Raw genomic sequence first — 19505 nt, 5'->3', positions numbered from 1 at the left:
GCTTGATTGTACGCATTTTCCTCATGAAACCGTTATCGCAAGTACAAGACGTCCTTCCCGAACACATGGAACTGCTGCGTAGTCGGGATGCCGGCGGGCGGCTGATCGAACAGCTTCTTGTCGTACAAAATCTGAAGCCGCGCCTTGTCGAACGACAAGCCCGACTGGGTTTCCGGGACAGGCCCTGTCCATCTGCCGGCGTACTCGTTGATATCGCTGCCGGTGGCGGCCAGTTCCCCGCGTACCGCATTCAGCTCGACCTCCGTTTCACCGTGAACGCCGCCCAGCAAATTAAGCTTGGAAATGACGCCGTACAGCTTCAGTCCCTTCTGCGAATACAGGAACGCCCGTACCTGATCGCTGCTGCCGTTCGTGCTGTCTACGTTCGTGTTATTTCCGAGCACGATTCCCCCGGAAGCAACGATAATGAGCGGAACGAGTTCGGTTCTTCCTTCATCCCGGTTGATCGACGTCATTTCCTTCAGCTCCACGTTGCCTTTCACGTAAACCGTACCTTGCAGCGCAATATCCCCGATGATCTTCAGATCGCCGTCGATGTACATCGTCCCGCGCGGGAACTTAAAGCCGTTGTTTAGCGTCACGTTGCCCTTCACCGCCACAAACCGGTCGTCGTCGATCTCGAGCGTTCCCCTCAGGTCCGCGGCTACTAGGTTGCGGTCCTGCGACCGGACGTACAGCGAACCTCGCTTCAGCGTCAAATATGGATTGTCGTCCTCTCGGGGGGTCGGGTCGTACAGCGTCAAAGTGCCGTTGTTAATGAACACATCGCCGTTCGGTTCGCCTGCGCCAGGGTTTACCGTCACCTGGCCTTGGTAAGTCACCCACATGTTGTCATACAAAATACTCTTCGTCTTCGTCGTATTGTACAGCTCCGGATCGGGCAGGTCCACGTTTTGCTCCCCAAAGCCCGCATCCAGCCGCGCTTGCAGCTTGGCCGCGTCGAGCTTGTCTAGCACGTAATTGTCCACGTCGATCTCTGTATCCACATCCAAGGTAGGGTCTTCCAACGGGAAATATTGCTCGGTGAAAAACGTCGGGAGCGGCAGTTCGCTCGTCTCTGTGCCTCCGTTAACGGACGTCTTGTTATAGCGTTTCGTGTTGATCTGAGAATCGCCGTTGCCTAGGACCCGAATAAACCCGCGGAGCGCAGGCAGTCCGGTCTCTACGCCGAACAGGCTGCCCGAGCTTCCGATGAATTGCGCCTCGTCCCTCACATGCAAGCTTTTACCGCGGACGAGAAGGTCGCCCAAGATGTACGGCGTGCCGTTCAGCAGCAAATTACCACCTGAGGAAACCGGATAGCGGAACACCGGATTGATCGTGCTGACATAGACGGTCATCTGCTTCGTTACGACCTTGCCCGGATTCCCGTCGATCGTACCGCGTGACCGGATGTCGAACTTGCGGACGTACGGGTAATCGGGGTACGTGACGGGCTTGCCGAGCGCTTCAGGATTATTCGCCGGATAGGCGAGCAGATCGATTCGGTACGACCCGCGGTTCGCTGTCACCACCTCACCGTTCTCATCGTTCCAATCCGACTCGCCCGTGCCGACGTGCCGGTCAAGATAAGGCAGGATGGAGGACAGCTGTTGTTCCACTTGAATCATGCGATTGCGGTATTTCGTCTTGCCGTTGCCGGTTATACCGTCGCCGAGACTTTCCCCGATGGCGACCGCCCGGCGGATCTGCGCGACCGTGTCGTCGAGCCCCTTCTGCGCGATCGCCTCGGCCTGGATGCCGGCTTCCGTAGAAATGGCCTGCACCGCTCCTCCGCGCAGCACATCCAGCAGCACCATGCCGAGGATGGTCATCATGACAACGGCGAGCAGCGCGATGACAAGGGCGGACCCTTCTTCTCCAGTCGATTCCTGATGCAGAGTCAAGTCGTCCTGTGGCGTCATACGGGCTCCTTCTTTCCTTAATCGTGACGGAACAACGGGATTTGCGAGTTAATCTCAAGCTTCGGACTATCTACAGCCCGGAGCTCGGAAGCATTGTTCCTCGTATACGTCAGTCTTACTTGGATCCGGTCATGCCGGTCGCTGACTTCGTTCAGGCTGCCGCCGCTAATCGTGAATCGGCTGCCCAGCTCGAATACTTTCTCGGCAGACGCGCTGCCGGCCTTGCGCACTTCAATCTTCCCGCCTGAGGTCTCGTTCGGAACCAACTCCATCTCGAACAGGTCGATATATGTGGTCGGGTTCGTCTTAGCGTAGCGGATCACCTTGTCCGACCCGGCCTGCTGGACGTAGATCGCGTCCTTCAGCTCGGAGATGATCTGGCTGTACAACGCATCGCCTTGGTTGCGCATCTGGGTTTCTACCGTCACCCGCTTGTACATCGAGACGCCCATCAGCATGAAGGAGTACAGAATCGAGGCGACCATCCCGAAAATTAACAGAGCCGCGAGCAGCTCGATCAAGGTCATCCCCTTTTCGTTGGGCTGCATGGGCGTTACCATCCTTTTACGATATAAGTATCCAGCGTCGTCGACGATTTCGGCGGAGGCGCATCCAGGGAATCTTCCCCGATCCAATACACCGTCACGAGCATCTGGGCTAGATATTGGTCCGAGTCCATCTGGAATGGGTCCGTACTGGACCAACGCGGGGCGCTGTCACTCAGCTGCACCATGTACCGGTAAGTCGTACCGTTGATTACGGTAGAGTTGAGAAGATTTCGCATCAACAGCGAGCCGGCAGGCTCGCCCAGGTCGCCGGAATATTTGGGCGAGTCGGCTAACACAGCCTTCACGGAAGCCTCATATCCGTCTTTGAAGTGATCCCGGAGCTCCGCCGCCTTCAGCCGGGCTAAGTTAGCTGCGATGATGCGGCGGCTCTCCTCGGCCGATTTGTCCATCGCCGATGTGAAATGCCCCATCAGTGTCACGCTGATGATCGCCATAATTGTAACTCCGATGAGAATCTCCACCAGCGAGACCCCCCGTTCATCCGGGGACCGCCTTTTGATTCGGTTCAAGCATGCTTTCAAACGTTTCCATGAGAGCGTTCGGCTCACGGCAATCCCTCTTCTAATAGCGATTTTGCTCCATGTCGAACTGGATGGCCACCGGAGTAGGGCTAATTGAGGCAATACCCTGATCGTCCACCAGCTTCAGGAATACGTAATACGTGCCTTTCGTGACGTCCGTCTCCGTCGTTACCGTCAGCCGAGTAGAGGGCAGCTTCTTCCATGCCGCATACTCGGGCGGAACGGCCGAATCCGTCGAGATCAAATAATACTTATCCTTCACTGTGAACGCAGGCTTGGAGAACCGGGCCGTAACCGGGTGACTCGTTGTGACGTTAACAGTGACCGGACGGTCGGCGATGTCTTTATATTGCGTATAGTCGACAGGCGTCATTTCCCCGGTCGGTCCGGGGTTCACGACGAACGTATCCGGAGCCGATGTGGTCGTGCCGCCGGCCGAAGTCGCCTCGTACATGATCTGATGCCAGCCGATCCGCGACTCTTCCGTACCGAATCCCGGTACTTGGCTGAGCTTGAACGAATAAGTGTACGTATTCCCGCTTTGTGTCAAGCGGGACGCATCCACCGTGAGCCCGGCCGACGGATTGCCGTCGAACCAGACGCGGATGCTCGTAACCGGACTTAGCGTCTCGGAGGCCGTGATCGTCAAGTCTGCATCCTTCGAAGGATCGCTGCTCGTCTTCATCCAGCTGATGACCGGACCGGTGCTGTCGAGGGACACTTGACTAAGCCCAGGCGCGCTGTAGAGCGGGATGCTCGGTGTACCGCTGATCGAGTTCGTGTACGCTCGCGCCTGCAGTTGAATGTCCTTGCCGTCCTGTAGCACTACGCCCGTCGAGCTGTTGAAGTCGGTCCAATTCATCGCGCCGACCTGATATTGATAGCCTGCGAGATAGTTATTGCGGAAATCTTCGTTGCCATATTGAGTCACGGCCGGCAGCTGGTTGCCGGAGCCCGAGAAAGAGCTGATTAGGCCCGCTCCCTTATGCCAGCCGGTATCGGAGATGACGTTGCCGCTGCCGTCCAAGAGCACAAACCCGGTCGGGGCGCTCGGCTTCAGATCCCATCGCGACTTCGTGCCATCGCGGTAAGACACTTGGACGATGGAATGGTCGGGGTCTTCGAATTTAATGTCCGTCGCCGCAGCGTCCTTCTCGTCGATCGTCCACTGTCTTTCCTTATCGCTGGCTCGGAGCCGCTGGATTTCCCCTTTGCTGTTGCCGAGATACACATTTCCGTACTTGTCGATGACCCGGATGCTGACCGACAACGTCGTGTCGAAGTCGATGTTGAACGTTTGATTCGCACTGCAGGCGTCCTTGAAGGTGACCTTGGCGTCCTGCATCGGGTAATCGCCTGCCGCCGTCTCAGGAATAAGGTTGATTGCCAGATCGATCTTGTCTGACAAGAACGGGAACGGAATATCCCCGATATTCACTACGACTTCGCGCTTCGTACTGTCGAAGGAGACATTCGACGCATTTCCTTCCGGCGCGAGGATGAACCCTTCCGGAATCGGCTGCCGCAGCACGACGTTTGACAGCTTGGCCGGCGCTTCGATCGTCTTCGTGATATTGTCGAAGATCTTAGCCAGCTCGGCCGTGGAACTCGCCTGATAGGCCATTCCGCCTGTCTTCGTGGCGATGTAGTTCAGCAGATCGAGATCGATTTCATCGGAGCCCGGGGTCGCGAGAGCAATCGTATGCACGACGATGCCGCCGGCAGCCAGAATATCCGCATCGTCATGTGCAGCCTTCGCTGAGCTTGCGTCTCCGCTCTTGATTTTGTTGCCGTCCTTCTCGTCGGTCCAGGCCGTCGCCTTGCCGTCCGTCAGCAGGATGATCATCTTGACGGGCTTCGTATCCGGTGCGGTCAGCATCGCCTTCGCTCTCATCAACCCGTCGTCGATGTTTGTGCTTCCTCCGGCCTTCAGCTTATCGATGTCGCTCTGTATTTTACTGTATTCCGTCGTCAGATCCCGGACCATCGTCGCCTCGGTGCTGAACTTGACGAGGCCGAGCCGATCTTTCATGTTGACCGTCTTGAACTTATCCGTCAGCGTCTTGGATGCTTCCTTTAGGATATCGATCCTAATGGGCGTCCGGCTGTTACCCTTGTCCATGTTATAGTCCATACTGCCCGAGACGTCGGTGACGAAGGCGACGTCGATCGCATCCCGCGATTGCGTAACCGTATGCGTGCCGCTAGGGTCCAGGGTATAGTTGACCGTAACCATCTGATTGCGCTCGATGCTCGTAACCGGGATGTTACCCGTCCCTACCATGGCGAGACAGCCGTTGTCCTCGGCATAGGCGATCGATCCCGTCCCCCCCGCGGGCAGCAGCAATCCGGCGGCCAGCAGGCCGGCCATCAAGATCGCGCCCGGTTTCTTGAGCTTGTCGAACCAGCTCATCCTCCCACACTCCTTCACTCGTTATAGTAGCTGAATCAATCTGGAAATGACTTTGAACGCTTCGGCCCGGGTTAAAGAGCCTTGGGGCCGGAAGCTCCCGTCTTCGTAGCCGCCCACGAGTCCGGATTGAATGACCGTTTGCAGCGAAGCCGTGTTCGTTGCCGTAAGGGCGGAAGTGTCGTTAAACGTGATCGAGGAGCCCTGAAGCGCGACGTTGTATTGCTTCAGCACCCGGCTGGCAAGCACAACCATCTCGATGCGGGTAATCGGTGTGTCCGGGGAGAAATTCAGCTCCACCGGCTTCTTATCCAGCAACCCGAACTGCTGGGCGGCTGCGATCATCGGCTGGGACCAATGCTGTCCCAGATCGGCGTACTCCGCTGCCGGAGCCTTGGAAGGCTCCAGACCGAGCGACTTCACGAGCAACGTAACGAATTCGGCTTTTGACAGCGTACGATCCGGACGAATCGTCTGATCCTCGTAGCCTTCGATGATCGATTTCCGCATCAGGTCGAGAATTTCGTCCTTGGCCCAGTGTGAAGCTGCGTCCCATGGCACAGCGGCCACGGAAGTTTCCTTGAACTTCTTAAGCGTCGGTACGACGTCGGGAATGTCCGCCGACTTCGTGACGGAACCTGTCGAAGGCGCTACCGCGCGATCCGGATTATCGAAGGCAATGCCGTATACGTTCAGCACTCCATCGGCCGTTACCTTGGGCGTACCCTTCTGGGCTGATTCGGGATCGGTCGGGATGTTCGCCCACGGCACTTTGCCTAGGTAAGCTTTTGTCCGGTACGGTTCTTGCGACGGGCTAGCGAAATACGAGCGCATCGTCTCTTCTACATCGGTGGCGTGGTAACCCAGCTTCCCGGACGCCAGCACCCGCAGATCGTCCCAGAGCACGAGCAGATCATCATAATCGCGGGCCAGAACGCCGGTCCAAATGCGCACATTGGCGCCTTCGGTGTCCACTTTCGTTACGACCGCATATGGCTCCTTGGAGATCACCATGCCGACTTGCCATCCGGTCGGCGATAGTTTCATCGCTTCATATTGCAGGTTGCGTGCCTCGTAATCGAGCCCCTTTACAGAAGCGAACAGGCTGGTGCCGCTCGTTGGACTGGGTACGCCGGATGAGCTGGTCGCAGATGGCGTCTCGGTGCCGGTCGCGGCGAGCGCAGGCTGGGCCAGCATCGTCAGTGACATCACGGAAGCTAGGGCGAGTCGTTTCAGATTGCGTCTCATGTTATTCCTCTCCTATCGACATTTCGTATTCCTTGATCGTGTCGCGATGGATCAGTCCTTCTTCCACGAGCTGCTTCAGGCTCGACAACATCGTCTGCATGCCGATCTGGCGGCTCGTCTGGATGACCGATTTGATCTGATAAATTTTCTCCTGGCGAATCAGGTTGGCAACGGCCGGCGTATTGATGAGAATCTCCAGCGCCATGACGCGCCCGCGGCCGTCCAGCCGCGGCACGAGTCGCTGGGAGAGCACGCTTATGAGGACGGATGCGAGCTGGATGCGGATTTGACGCTGCTGTTCGGTCGGGAACACGTCGATAATCCTGTCCACGGTCTGCGGAGCATCCGGAGTGTGCAATGTAGCGAAGACGAGATGGCCCGTCTCGGCGGCTGTGATGGCGGTCCGGATCGTCTCCAGGTCGCGCATCTCGCCGACCAGGATTACGTCCGGATCTTGTCGCAGTGCGGCCCGCAATCCATTCGAGAACGACAGCGTATCGATGCCGATCTCTCTTTGGGCAACCAAACAATTTTTGCTCGGGTGGATGTACTCGATCGGGTCTTCCAGCGTAATGATATGTTTCTTCTGCGTCTCGTTGATGAAATCGATAATCGAGGCAAGCGTCGTCGACTTCCCGCTGCCGGTCGGCCCAGTCACAAGGACGAGCCCTTGCTGCTTGTAGGCGAATTCCCGGACCAGGTCGGGCAGGTTGAGCGTCATAAGCGAAGGCACTGTCGTGGACAGCACGCGGAACACCATGTTGATCGCCCGCTTCTGTTTGAACACGTTGCCCCGGTACCGGGACAGCCCCGGGATCTCGAAGGAGAAGTCGACCTCCCCTTTCTTGATCAGCTGATCGTACTGCTCGTTCGTGAGAATCTCCTTCGCCATCCGGAGCGTATCCTCCGGGCGGAGCACCGAGTCGATCACCTTCATCAGCTTGCCGTGCAGCCGCATGAGCGGTTCCGTGCCGGTATTGATGTGCAGGTCGGAGGCGCGCGATTCGTGGGAGATCCGCAGCAGATCCTTCAGGGTCAAAGCTCCGGATTCGTTCTGCACCGCAGTGGACATCATCATCTCTCCTCGGATTCTCAGCATGGATAGCTCTGGATTAGCATCAGTAGATCGGGTTCAGCTTGCCCTCCGGCTTGCTGTAGTTGACCGGAACCGGCGTTTTGAAAAACTTTTGCAGCCCCGGCGCATAGTACGACACGAGCGTTACGTTGACCGTAATTTCCTTCTTGGGCGCGTTGACTTTTACCGGCGCGGTCGCTTTGGCCGTGAAGCTCAGCTTCTCCACTTGCATCAGCCGCTGCGAACTCTGCAGTTCCTCCAGGAACCGGTGAATTTGCCCGTAGTCCCCTTTCGCAGTCGTATTCAGCTTGATCGGAATGACGAGCGACTGTGCCGCCAGCGTCGCGGTCCCTGCCTCACCCGTCTTGGCTGCGTTCGCCTGTGCGCCGCCCTGGCCGCTCTGCTCCTGCGCTTTGCCGATCTCGAAGTTGTAACTCGCGAGCGGCATTTTGCTCACGACCTCGAGCATACGCACGTCGCGGAGCAGTCCCTCCACATCCGGCACCTCCGGGATCCGGCTGCGCGTCCGGGACAAGCTCACTTGCTCCTCCGCCCCGAGTGTGCCTCCGCCATCGGTACGCTTCTTGAGCGCTTCCAGCTCCTTCTGCTTCTGTACAAGCAGCCGTTCCTTATCCGCCTGCTCAGTCTTGAGCGGAGCGACGAAGTTGAGATACGCCAAGACGAGTACTAACGCGAGTACGACGGCGGCTATGATTTGATTTCGTTTGCTGCTCAAAATACTCATGTCGCGTCCTCAACCTTTCTTGCCCGAATCCGCATTGTAAGTCAGATCGAACGTCGCTTGGATGACCGGCAACGGTGTATCGGCTCCGGCGACGGCATTTTTGTCTTCCGGCTGAGCCGGCAGCTTCGTCATCCCGCTCGAGGAGACGAATGTGAAGCTGGCGGACGACTTGGCCGCCTGCATGAACGACACGACGTCCTCCGTCGAAGCGAAGTTGCCAGTAACCTTCAGCGCGTTGCCGTCTCCGAACGAAAGCGTAGTCAAGTTCGAAGCGAGCGGCATGAGTGCCGTCAGCTTATCCAATACCTCGGACGGATTCGGCCGCGATGCGCTAAGGCTCTGCGGCAGCTGCGCGAAGTCGGCGGCGCCGCCGGCGGTCGGCGAGCTGGCGAGCTTCGCCTGGCCTTCCTTGATTTGCGCATTCACCTTGTCGAGCGCGGCATTCGTCTTCTTGATCTCCGCCTTGGCGTCGAAGTACATCCAGCCCATCCCGGCGACGATCACGACAAGCGCGACGATCGCCAGGTTGCGCAGCAGCGGGCTGCCGGCGGTTTGCTCCTCTTGCCGCATTTGCAGCAGGTTGATCTCTAAGCTAAGCAGCCGCTGTGTGGGGGCGCTCATCGCTCATCAGGCTCCTTTCATCGCCAGCCCGACCGGGACGGCGAACGTGTGGCAGGCGGAATCTTCATTTTGCAGGATCGCCGGCAGCGGGAAGGCGGCAATCTCGCCGGAGAACGAGCCTTCCAGATGTTCGGGCAGCGCCTCGATCCACTCCTGATCGCCGACGAGGTAGATGAGCTGGACGTCTTCTTGCTCCGTGGAGACCGAGTATTGGAAGTAGTTCATGACACGTCCCAGCTCCATCGACAGGTTGCGCCCATAAGCGGCCATCTGGTCGGTGCCCGTATCCAGGAAGAAGCTCGTGTTGATCTGGATGGACCGGAAGAAGACCGGAATCCCGTTCACGAAAATACTGACGTCCGCGTGATCCGGCTCCACATGCAGCAGCATGAAACGTTCCTTCATGGTGGTACCGGTGAGCCGCGAGTGTCTCACGAGCAGCCGATGCAGCGCGAGCGGCGCCAGGTCGACCGATACCGGGGTGAGCCCGGCCTTCTTCACGACGTGCGCGTAGCTCTCCACGACCTCCGCCGGGGTGGCGAAGATGAGCACTTCCTCCTGCGCCGACGGCTTTGCCGCTTTTTTCACGCCTTCGGCGGCCGCGGCGGCGGCTTGTTCCTTCGGCGCGCCGATCCGGACGAAGTCGAACACCGGGTTCTTGAACGGCAGCTGCTGGCCGCCGTGCAGCTCCACGTCGATCAGGTTGCGCAGTGCTTTATCTTTTAAAGACGAGAAGACCGATCGGCGGAGAATGACGTTGGACAGCGGGACCGTGACGTTCACGTTCGCCCCTTGCAGTCCGATCTGCTTCACCATCGCTTCGATCCGGCCGATGACCGATTCCTCGTCCATGAATTTTCCATGTTTGATACTGCCCTTATCCAGCGCGATCGAATGGCGCTGGGTCACGACGATTTCCTGGGGGAGGGTCATAATTTCAACCAGCTTCGCAGTCGTATCCGATATTTGCATGCCATATGTGTACTTGCTCGTTTTCTTCCCGAACATAGCCGGCGGCTCCTCTCAGGGTAAGCGTAATTAGGGCGCGCCGCCTGGGGCGGCGCGCTTGGTGGTGCGCTGGTATTTGGATTATTCGACGACGGAGTCGGATTTCTCGATATTGGCTTCATCGATAGCGGTCATATAAGTAGTTGTAGCGCCCTTCAGCGTAATTGTGTACTTATAATTCTCACCATCCTTAGCAACAGTTACGAAGGAACCATCAGTACCACCAGCAGCTCCTGCAGCGTAATTTTCAGGTTTATTCGATGGGTCTTTTGGAATCACTTCAAGATATCCTTTAGAATGCAAATCAGTTAATGAGAGAGTAAGACTAGTTGTAGCCGCAGTAAGTGTCTTGCCTTCGCTTGTTACATAAAGCCTTGCAGCATCAATAACCATATGCGCATTAGATCTGTGAGCATTCAGTCTCGTTTTTTCCATGATCGAACCGATCGACGGAATCGCAATGGCCGCGATAATGGCGATGATGACGATAACCGCCAGCAATTCGATCAGGGTCAAGCCTTTCTCGTTCTTCATTACTTCGCGAATCGAAAGCTTGCGTGCACGCAATCCTTGAATTTGATTGTTTTCCAGTACCATCTCAGTCATTTCAGTCCCACCTCTTCGATTATTTTTGGTATGTACATGATCTTGCACAGGGTTCAAGCCTTTTGAGTCCACTGCCAATATCAGTTGCGACATTTGTCGTTTTCACCCCCCTTCATGCGCAGATCGAAGATCCGATAGCTCTGTATAATTACAAGTAGTTATCGTACATTTTGAACATCGGGCTCATCATGGCGGCCACGATGATGCCGACGAGGACGGAGACGAAGAGCAGCATGAGCGGCTCAATGACGGCTTTCAGCCTATCGACGCTTTGATCCACATCAGCTTCATAGAAGTCTGCGATCTTCGCGAGCATATTGTCCACTTGTCCGGTCTCTTCGCCGACGATCAGCATCTGCACGACCATCCTTGGGAACACGCCGCTCTTCTCGAACGGCTCCGACAACATTTTCCCTTGCTGCAGGCTGTCCTTGGCCTCCCGCAGCACCTTCGAGACGACGCGATTGCCGACGACTTTCTCCGTGACATCCAACGCCTGCAAAACCGGTACCGCGCTGACATAAAGTGAGGACAACGTGCGGGCCAGACGAGCTACGGCCGACTTCTTGAGAATGATGCCGAACACCGGAAAGCGGAATTTCATGCTGTCGATAAAGTACTTGCCCTCATCGTTGCTGGCGAACATTCGATATAGGACCACTAATCCGGCGAACCCTCCTAGAAACATCCACCAATATTTCACAATCGCATCGCTCGAACCCATAACAAACTTTGTTATCATCGGCAATTCCGAGCCCTGCTCTATGAACATTGCAGCGAACGTCGGCACAATCTTGATCAGTAGAAAAATGACGACCACTATGGCGATGATAAGTACGATGATCGGGTACGTCATCGCCGACTTGACCTTCTGGATCGTCTTGTGCTCCTTCTCGTAGTGCTCGGCCATCCGGTCCAGCACGTCGTCCAAGTTCCCGCCCGTCTCGCCCGAGGCGATCATATTAATGAACATCTCGGGGAACACCTTCGGGTGATCGCTCATCGCCTTGGACAGCGAATGCCCGCTGCGGATTTGCTCCGAGATGTCGCCAAGCGCCGCCTTCAGATATTTGGCCGTCGACTGATCCTCGAGGATCGAGACCGACTGGTCGATCTGAATGCCGGAGCGGATCAGGGTGGCGAACTGCCGGCAGAAGATGACGAAGTCTTCCAGCTTCACCGCGCGCCCGATATGGATTTCCTTGTCCATGGCCGTCGCGCTCTTCTCCTGAATGCTGCGGATGATCATCCCTCTGCCGCGAAGCTCCGAGATCGCCATCGCCTTGTTTTGCGCCTTCAGCATCCCTTTCAGCTTTTTGCCGCTTTCGTTCACGGCTTCGTATGTAAAATTCGCCAAGTTTGTTCACCCCCGCACTACTTAGTTCCAATTGCACCGCATGTCGGAGAACACAGCCGATTACTCGTCCGAGACCGCCTTCAACACTTCCTCGACGGTCGTATGGCCGCCCCGCACCTTCAACAGCCCGTCGTGCAGCATATTCCGAAAGCCGTGCTGGGCGAGATGCTGCTCGAGCTCGTTCACTGGCCGGTTCTGCACGATGAGCCGTCGCAGCGGCTCGTCCACCACGAGCACCTCGTGCACCGCGAGCCGTCCGCGGTAGCCGGTCTTGTTGCACGTCCCGCAGCCTTTGCCGCGGGTCAGCAGGATCGTGCCCTCGCCCGGTTTCACGGACGGCGGCCGAACGAAGCTGCCGCCGGTGCCCGTCTGGGCGAGCCAAGACTCGCCGGCGCCGGCTCCAGCCAGGCCGTGCGTCTCCAGCAGCTGCAGCTCATCCTCGCGGGCCGGCACTTGCTGCGCGCACTCGCGGCAGACGCGGCGTACGAGCCGCTGTGCCACGATACAGGAGACCGAGGAGGCGATCAAGTACGAGTCGATCCCCATATCGACGAGCCGGCTGATCGTGCTGACCGCGCTGTTCGTATGGATCGTGCTGAACACCAGGTGCCCGGTCAGCGACGCCCGCACGGCGATTTCCGCCGTCTCGGCGTCCCGGACTTCCCCGACCATGACGATATTCGGGTCTTGCCGCAGGATGGAGCGGAGACCGGAAGCGAAGGTGAGTCCGATCTGCGAATTCACCTGTACCTGCGTGACACCAGCCATCCGGTACTCGACCGGGTCTTCGACGGTGATAATCTTCACGTCGTCGCCGTTCAGCTGGCCGAGCGCCGAGTAGAGCGTCGACGTTTTCCCGCTCCCTGTAGGCCCTGTGATCAGGATAATGCCGTTAGGACGCTGGATCATTTTATCGAACTTCACGAGGTTCGCTTCGCTGAGCCCCAGCTCGGCGATCTTCTTGATCCCGGCGGATTGGTCGAGAATCCGCAGGACGATGCTCTCGCCGTGCACGGTCGGCAGCGTGGAGACCCGGATGTCGATACGGCGATTGTCGACCTGCATCTGGATGCGACCGTCCTGCGGCAGCCGGCGCTCGGCGATGTTCAGCTTGGAGATGATTTTGAGCCTGGCCGTGAGCACGCCCTGCATATGCTTCGGCAGCGCTTTCTCCGTACGCAGCACGCCGTCGATCCGATACTTGACGATGAGCTGCTTCTCCTGCGGATCGACGTGGATGTCGGACGCCTTCTGCTGGACGGCGGACTGAATGATCTGATTGACGAGCTTGACGATCGGAGAGCCTTGGTCGTTCGCTTCCTGCTCCTCGTCCTTGATCTCCAGCTTGTCGAGATCGACCATCAGCTCCTCGACCGATTCCTTCAAGCCGTAGTTACGGGTGATCGCCTGCTCGACTTCGGAGCGGATCGCGATGACCGGCTGCACGCTCATGTTGGTCGCCATCCGGATTTCTTCGATCGCGTCGTAGTTGAGCGGATCGACCATGGCCACCTTGATCTTCCCGTTCTTCCGTTCGATCGGGATGACGCAATGCTTGCGGGCCAGCGCTTCCGGGATCAGCTGCACGGTGTTCATATCAAGCGCCGTCTCGTACATGTTGACGACAGGGAACCCGAGCTGGAATTCCAGCACTTCGACCAGCTGCCTCTCCGTGATCAGCCCCTTGTCGATCAGAATCTCGCCCAGCTTCTTCCGGGTGTGCACCTGCTGCTTGAGCGCCTGCTCCAGCTGCTCCTCCGTAATCAGGCCGTTCATCACGAACAGCTCGCCTATCCGCATACGAGGTCCTCCTTCCTTGTGTTAGTGGGTTTAGTTCGAACTTGGTTCTCGTTGCTTCGTTGCTTATTTCAACTCATCCGCGCTAGGGCCCCGAGCAACTACAACCGGACGCGGTGCGTAGAAATCTTTGGACAACTGCTCCGTCTTCCCATCGTTTTTCCAGTCCGCGTACACCTTCGCCAGCGTCCCGAGCGAGCCTTCGCTCCGTCTGACTTCCCCTCTGCCAATCAAGGTGAAGTCGGTTAGGATGACACGCTCCGGCGCGAATGCCTCCGTGTTGACCGTAATCTTGGGGGCTTTCCAGTTCCCTGTCGGCGCCCCATTCATGGTGAGGATCGGCGATTCTCCGTTATACATCACGCCTACCGTTACCGGAAACTCCAGGGCATTGTAGAGGGTCAAATCTTTCTTGTCCGGCACAATCTCCACATCGAAGCCTGCTGCCGCATAAGCGGGGAGGTCCTGGTGAGGATTCCGTTCGCCTACCTTCATCCCGGCTCGCACGGCCGCTTCATACAGCAAGGAGGCGACATGGGACAGCTCGTCCGCTTTTTTCTCCAGCGTCTTCCCTTTCGAAGCTTCGGCGAGCCATGCGTTGAAGGAGAAGAGCTTCCCCGGATCGAGCTTGACCTGCCCGACAAGCTCCAACCAACCCTTCTCGTTCGCGTTTACCGGAAGCAGGCTCGCCGCTTGTGATACGACTTGCACGGTGGCGGACGTGACCGGCTTCACCGGAGTGGGCGTCGGTGCTGCCGACTGGGTCGGCGTAGGCGAGGCCTTAGGTGTCTCAGCAGGCGTAGCCGCCGCGGTCTGCGGCATAGGCGTCGCTGTAGGCGCTATAGAAGCGGTCGCTGCCGGTTTGGTCGAAGTGCCGACAGGCGCCGCGGCTTGATTGGGGGATGCGGACTTCCAAAACATCAACCGGTCCAAGTTCGCGTCGGCTTTCCATTCGATCATTCCTGCCGCCGACAGGCCGGTTACGGTAACCGTTCCAACCGCGCCCAACAGGACGATCCATTTGATCGGGCCCAGGATGACGCTCTTACGCCTCTGTCTCATACGCTAACCATCCCTCAAAACTCGACATATTCCCGCCTTTCTCGGTGGGTGCCTCCAGAATAACCGCAAAATTCTACAGCGCAAATCATACACGCACATTATTCCTATCCGCCTAATGCACATGGAGTACTTCTCCTGCATAGGCGGCCTTTGGGGCTCATTCCTACCACTCTGGGCCTAAGCCCTGAAAAGCCCGCCCGAACAACAAAACGGCCCCATCCCGCAGCACAAATGCCGCGCGGATGAGGCCGTTCTCCCCCGCATCGAATGTCTAGATAGCGCCCAGTACCCGCAGGATGAGGGACGCCTTGGAATTCACCTTCAGCTTGCTGTTGATCTTCGTGACATACACCCGTACTGTGTTCTCGCTGATCCCGAGCACTTTGCCGATCTGCTTGTAATCGTAGTCGAGCAGCCAGTACATGGCGATTTCCTTCTCGCGAATGGTCAGCTTGAACGTCTTCAGCCGCTCCTCGAGAATTTCCTCGACGAACCACGTTTTGCTCTGCAGCTCGGTCTTGCGCAGCTCGTACTCCATGCTAAGGGCGATCGACTCGATGCATGGGTACAGGAACGGCGCCGACACATCCTGGAGAGCGCATAGAGCCAAGTAGCCTACGGGATGGCCCTCCGAATTGTGGATCGGCACGCACATCGTCACCCAATCCTGCAAGGTGTCGAGGTAGTGGTCCTCTCCATGGACCCAGACCGGACGCTGCAGCTCGATCGCCGCCGAGACGGCATTCGTCCCCGCGCTCGTGAGCGACATCGCCGAGCCGATCCCGATATTGTTAATGCGCGCCGCATTCTGGATCGAATCCTCGTCCCCGCTCATATGCAGGACCACCCCGTTGCTGTCGGTGACCAAGAGCAGATTCGGGAAGTAGAACGCATTCGCCTTCAGCAAGCCTTGCTTCTGGATGACGTCGACCAGGGACTGGTTTTTCGCCAGCAGCCGCTCCATCATTTTCCCCTGAACCCGGAACCGGACCCGCATGGAGTCCCGCTGGACCCCGTTTTGGAACGAGCGTTCATGGAACTTCTGCACTTCCTGCGACGTAATTCCGACTTTCCGGACAAACTCGTGGGTCCGGATCTCTTCTGCAAAAACCTTCATCGGTTCCACTCACTTTTCCTGATCGATAATGTACATGCCTGGGCATTCGTCGTGAACAAGAAAAGAAATCCGTGTCGGATAAACTCGAAATCGCTGCAATTATTTGCTTCGACCCGGATGACACTAACTATAAGGCCCCTAGTTTTTCGTTGGTATAGTACAAAGGCATTAATTATTGCAAGATAGTATCCTTGCACTACAGCAAGAGAGCGCTTTCATATGAAATTCATGCTTTTAGCATCTATGACAGTCGGCTGAGTTGTCCGATAGTCCCGGTTTGGGCATGCATTTGGAAGGAGACGGGCCACGATGGCGGAAAAAGAGCGCTTCAGAGTCGGCGCCGCGGGAGGACCTCCGGCCTGCGCCTATCGGACGGGCGAATCCGGGATCGGAAGTTAAGGAGGCGTAAAGGGGCGGATGCCTGATGAACTCGGGGGCCCTGAGGAGAAGGAAAACCTACCTCACAATTGCACTATCCTCTCAGGCTGCCCGAGAAAGTATAGTTTCATCGGTTGCTGTAAATCTTCGAATTCCGGTTGAACTTTGGCTTATGGCGAGCTGTAGTTCCATTTAGCCTAATTTCACGAGGGCAGCTTGACTCTGATCGAGTTCTTAATTCGATTTTGTCGAATTGGAGCTCCTTATTGGAGCCCTACCCCCGTCAGAATGCTTTCTAAATAGGCAAAATCGAACTGCTTCCCATGAACGCTTCGCTTGCGTCTCCCAAGTCGGCAAAATCGAACTACACGAAGCTCTCCCCGCATGCTTATCTTAACAATCTGAGATCCTCCCGCTCTTTCGGCCACTTTTCCCTCTAGCAGGTAGTTACTGGTCCGATCGGGCACGGTGGTCGGAAATAAGCCTATTTGGAGCGGCACTCGGGCGGGTCGGCAGGACTGTGAGAGTAGATTTTCGACTTTGGAGCAACACTCGGGACCAGAATGCAGGGACGTGTTCACTAAATTTCCCTGTCGGGGACGGAAGGTCGGAGTGCGCTTAATAGCTGTCTACTTCAACAAAAAAGGAGGACCCTTAGGCCCCCCTCATCCAATCCATTTTCAAGAAATCGCCACCGTATGCGGCAGCTCCACCGACACCTCGCGCCGGGATTCCGCCGAACGAAGCACGCCGTCGATGATCGCCTGCTGGATCAAGATCTGCTCGCCCGGGATCGGGGCCGGACGACCGTCGCGCACCGCTTCGGCGAAGTCGCGCACCTTCTCGTCGAACAAGTTCAGCGAGTGCTGGATCAGCGGGACTTCTGTCTGCGTATGGCCGCCGAACTCATCGTGGAACAGCGTCATCGCGCCGATCTTGCCGTCCCAGACGCCGGACCATGGCCCGGTACCGAACGGAGTCACCTTCAGGCCCGCCTCGCTGCCGAGGAACATCGTCGCGCCGAGCGTGTCCATATGCATCGCCCAGGAGATTTTGAATTGCAGGACGAGATCGTTCTCGAACCGGACGAGCGCTACGCCGAAGTCCTCGACCTCGAAGCGGGACGCCTCCGGATGGTACAGCGGATTGCGCCCGAAATGGTTGGACGTGTACGCCGACACAGTGAGCGGTCGCGGATACCCGAGCGTGTTAAGTGCCATATCGAGCGAATAGCAGCCGATATCCGCCATCGCGCCGGCTCCGGCCAACACCTTGCTGATGAACGTGCCGCCCGGCATCCCCCGCCGGCGTCCGCCGCCCGTCTCGACATAGTACACGTTGCCTAGGCGGCCGGACTGCACGATGCTTTGCAGCCGTTTCATATTCGGATCATAGCGAGGCTGGAAGCCGATCGTAAGCATCCGGTCCGACTCGCGGGCCGCCTCGACCATCTCCTGCGCTTCCTGCAGCGTGACCGACATCGGCTTCTCCAGCAGCACCGGCTTGCCGGCACGGAGCGAGTCGATCGTAGTCCGATGGTGGGATACGTTCGGGGTACAGATGCTAACCCCGTCCAACTGTTCCTGGAGCAGCTCCACATGGGACTCGAACGCTGCGGCTCCAACCAGCCCTTGATCCTCCACGAATTGCCGGGCCCGGCCTGGAATCACATCGGCCACGGCGACGATGTCCACGAAAGGGAGTTTGCGGTAGGCCGCCACATGCGCACGGGCGATGCCGCCGCTGCCAATAATGCCGATTTTCAACTTTTCGCTCACGGATACAATCCTTCCTTCTATTAAAAGGTATCGGAGACTACGCCGCTGCCCACGTTCATTCGTCGGTAGACGGCGGGCGTCACGCCGAATTTGTGCTTGAACACGGGGAACAAATAGGTGGGCGTGGCATAGCCGTGCAGCAGCGCGATTTCTTCGATCGAGCGGTTCGTATGCAGCAGATCGGCGCACACCGCGGACAGCCGCACGTGCTCTACATAGTCCCGGAACGGAATGCCGCCCTCGCTCTGGAAAATCCGCTGGAGCTGGCGGGAGCTGACATTGACCCGTTCCGCCACTTCGGACAGCGTAATCGGCCGGCTCTCATTGTCCCGGATGTACTGGGTCGCGAGCTCATACCGGTGGCCGTTCATATCGCGCTCGGGGATGACGGCGACCGGGTCGGCGAAGACGCGCGTCGATCGAAGCAGGATCTGGATAATAGCCTGCCGGAGCTGCGTATGATACCCCGGGGGCTCCTCCTCCCAAGTCCGGTACGCGTCGAGGAACGCCCCCATCGCATGATACGTATCCCACACGGTCGTGAGTGGAAACTGCCGGAGCATGCCGATGCAGGCGGCGGCTTCCCGGCATTCCAACGGCCGTCCCCAATCGGCCTCAGGATCATCCTGCCTAGGCGGCAGAGGGATGAACTCGATATGAAGGCACAGCTCGTGCATCGGATCGTCGGGGTCGGACTCCTGGGCATGGATCACATCGGGACCGGTGACGTAAAACTGACCTTCGAGCAGCTCATACGTCTGGCCGCCCATCGTAACGTTCCCTTTGCCCTTGGCGATAAAATGAAACTCGAATTCCGAATGTTTATGGGACGGGATGACGTGGCCCGGAGAAAAAGCCGCCAAGTGGCAGCGAAGAACGCGAACGCCGTAATCGCCCCAGCGGAAGCGGATGTCCAGCCGATCGAGCGCGTACGGATTCGTCAGCATGCGAGCGAACGGAAACGGTTGGGAAGCGGACTTTCCCGGCTTGCCGTACTTGCCGTGCTTACCCGGCTTGCCAGGCTTACCCGACTTTTCCGAGCTGCCCGCTATCCCAACTTCTCTCGACTTTTCGGCTCTTCCAGCCCCGCCCGAGCTTCGTGCACCTCCGGCAATTCCAGCCAGGCGCTCGACCCGCAGCTCATCGCTGCCCGTCCGCTCTCTCTCCGCAGCCACCGTTCATCCCTCCTGATGCCTAGACTTCCCCACCAAATGAAGCAACGCTCTGCTGATCACTCCGGGTATTATGCGGGGCCCCATGATCGGCAATCTTCTATACTCAAGTCCGC

At 57.7% G+C, this 19505-nt stretch carries 16 protein-coding genes; all 16 read right to left on the bottom strand.

Features of this window, described 5'->3' with window-relative positions; genetic code table 11:
* Positions 1-32: 32 nt before the first annotated feature.
* The 16 genes from ACI5FR_RS24860 to ACI5FR_RS24785 all read right to left on the bottom strand — a co-directional run bounded on the left by ACI5FR_RS24860 (position 33) and on the right by ACI5FR_RS24785 (position 19392).
* Positions 33-1925 (bottom strand): hypothetical protein, encoded by a 1893-nt coding sequence (locus ACI5FR_RS24860; RefSeq protein ID WP_405459410.1) that lies wholly within the window; start codon positions 1923-1925, stop codon positions 33-35.
* A gap of 17 nt (positions 1926-1942) precedes the next feature.
* The gene (locus ACI5FR_RS24855; protein WP_405459409.1) at positions 1943-2473 is read right to left on the bottom strand and encodes a prepilin-type N-terminal cleavage/methylation domain-containing protein; all 531 of its coding nucleotides are present in this window, start codon (positions 2471-2473) and stop codon (positions 1943-1945) included.
* Positions 2474-2478: 5 nt separating this feature from the next.
* Positions 2479-3042, bottom strand: coding sequence for a type IV pilus modification PilV family protein (locus ACI5FR_RS24850; protein ID WP_405459408.1), 564 nt, complete (start codon positions 3040-3042; stop codon positions 2479-2481).
* A gap of 13 nt (positions 3043-3055) precedes the next feature.
* Positions 3056-5428, bottom strand: coding sequence for a vWA domain-containing protein (locus ACI5FR_RS24845; RefSeq protein WP_405459406.1), 2373 nt, complete (start codon positions 5426-5428; stop codon positions 3056-3058).
* Positions 5429-5449: 21 nt separating this feature from the next.
* Positions 5450-6673 carry an S-layer homology domain-containing protein gene (locus tag ACI5FR_RS24840; protein ID WP_405459405.1) on the bottom strand — a complete coding sequence of 408 codons (1224 nt, stop codon included), beginning with the start codon at positions 6671-6673 and terminating at the stop codon, positions 5450-5452.
* A gap of 1 nt (position 6674) precedes the next feature.
* Positions 6675-7745: a type IV pilus twitching motility protein PilT gene (locus ACI5FR_RS24835; RefSeq protein ID WP_405459403.1), complete on the bottom strand. Its 1071-nt coding sequence runs from the start codon at positions 7743-7745 to the stop codon at positions 6675-6677.
* 46 nt (positions 7746-7791) lie between these two features.
* Positions 7792-8493, bottom strand: coding sequence for a hypothetical protein (locus ACI5FR_RS24830; protein ID WP_405459401.1), 702 nt, complete (start codon positions 8491-8493; stop codon positions 7792-7794).
* Between the two features lie 9 nt (positions 8494-8502).
* Positions 8503-9114: a PilN domain-containing protein gene (locus ACI5FR_RS24825; RefSeq protein WP_405459399.1), complete on the bottom strand. Its 612-nt coding sequence runs from the start codon at positions 9112-9114 to the stop codon at positions 8503-8505.
* Between the two features lie 6 nt (positions 9115-9120).
* On the bottom strand, positions 9121-10122 hold the full coding sequence (pilM, locus tag ACI5FR_RS24820; RefSeq protein WP_405459396.1) for a type IV pilus biogenesis protein PilM: 1002 nt from the start codon (positions 10120-10122) through the stop codon (positions 9121-9123).
* A gap of 81 nt (positions 10123-10203) precedes the next feature.
* Positions 10204-10728: a prepilin-type N-terminal cleavage/methylation domain-containing protein gene (locus ACI5FR_RS24815; protein ID WP_405459394.1), complete on the bottom strand. Its 525-nt coding sequence runs from the start codon at positions 10726-10728 to the stop codon at positions 10204-10206.
* Between the two features lie 148 nt (positions 10729-10876).
* A complete protein-coding gene (locus tag ACI5FR_RS24810; RefSeq protein WP_405459391.1) occupies positions 10877-12085 on the bottom strand; it encodes a type II secretion system F family protein in 1209 nt (402 codons plus the stop codon).
* 60 nt (positions 12086-12145) lie between these two features.
* Entirely contained in the window at positions 12146-13885 is a 1740-nt protein-coding gene (locus ACI5FR_RS24805) for a GspE/PulE family protein (protein WP_405459389.1), read from the bottom strand.
* Between the two features lie 63 nt (positions 13886-13948).
* Positions 13949-14944 (bottom strand): VanW family protein, encoded by a 996-nt coding sequence (locus ACI5FR_RS24800; protein WP_405459388.1) that lies wholly within the window; start codon positions 14942-14944, stop codon positions 13949-13951.
* Between the two features lie 271 nt (positions 14945-15215).
* On the bottom strand, positions 15216-16061 hold the full coding sequence (locus ACI5FR_RS24795) for a LuxR C-terminal-related transcriptional regulator (protein WP_405459387.1): 846 nt from the start codon (positions 16059-16061) through the stop codon (positions 15216-15218).
* Positions 16062-17119: 1058 nt separating this feature from the next.
* Positions 17120-18217: a Gfo/Idh/MocA family protein gene (locus ACI5FR_RS24790; protein ID WP_405459386.1), complete on the bottom strand. Its 1098-nt coding sequence runs from the start codon at positions 18215-18217 to the stop codon at positions 17120-17122.
* A 20-nt stretch (positions 18218-18237) separates the two neighbouring features.
* Positions 18238-19392 carry an AraC family transcriptional regulator gene (locus ACI5FR_RS24785; protein ID WP_405459384.1) on the bottom strand — a complete coding sequence of 385 codons (1155 nt, stop codon included), beginning with the start codon at positions 19390-19392 and terminating at the stop codon, positions 18238-18240.
* Positions 19393-19505 lie beyond the last annotated feature (113 nt).

Origin of the sequence: Paenibacillus sp. HJGM_3 (assembly GCF_045062745.1) — a bacterium.
Classification (GTDB): Bacteria; Bacillota; Bacilli; order Paenibacillales; family NBRC-103111; genus Paenibacillus_AA.
Note: the sequence above shows the minus strand (reverse complement) of the source record. Positions and strands in the feature narration are given on the sequence as shown.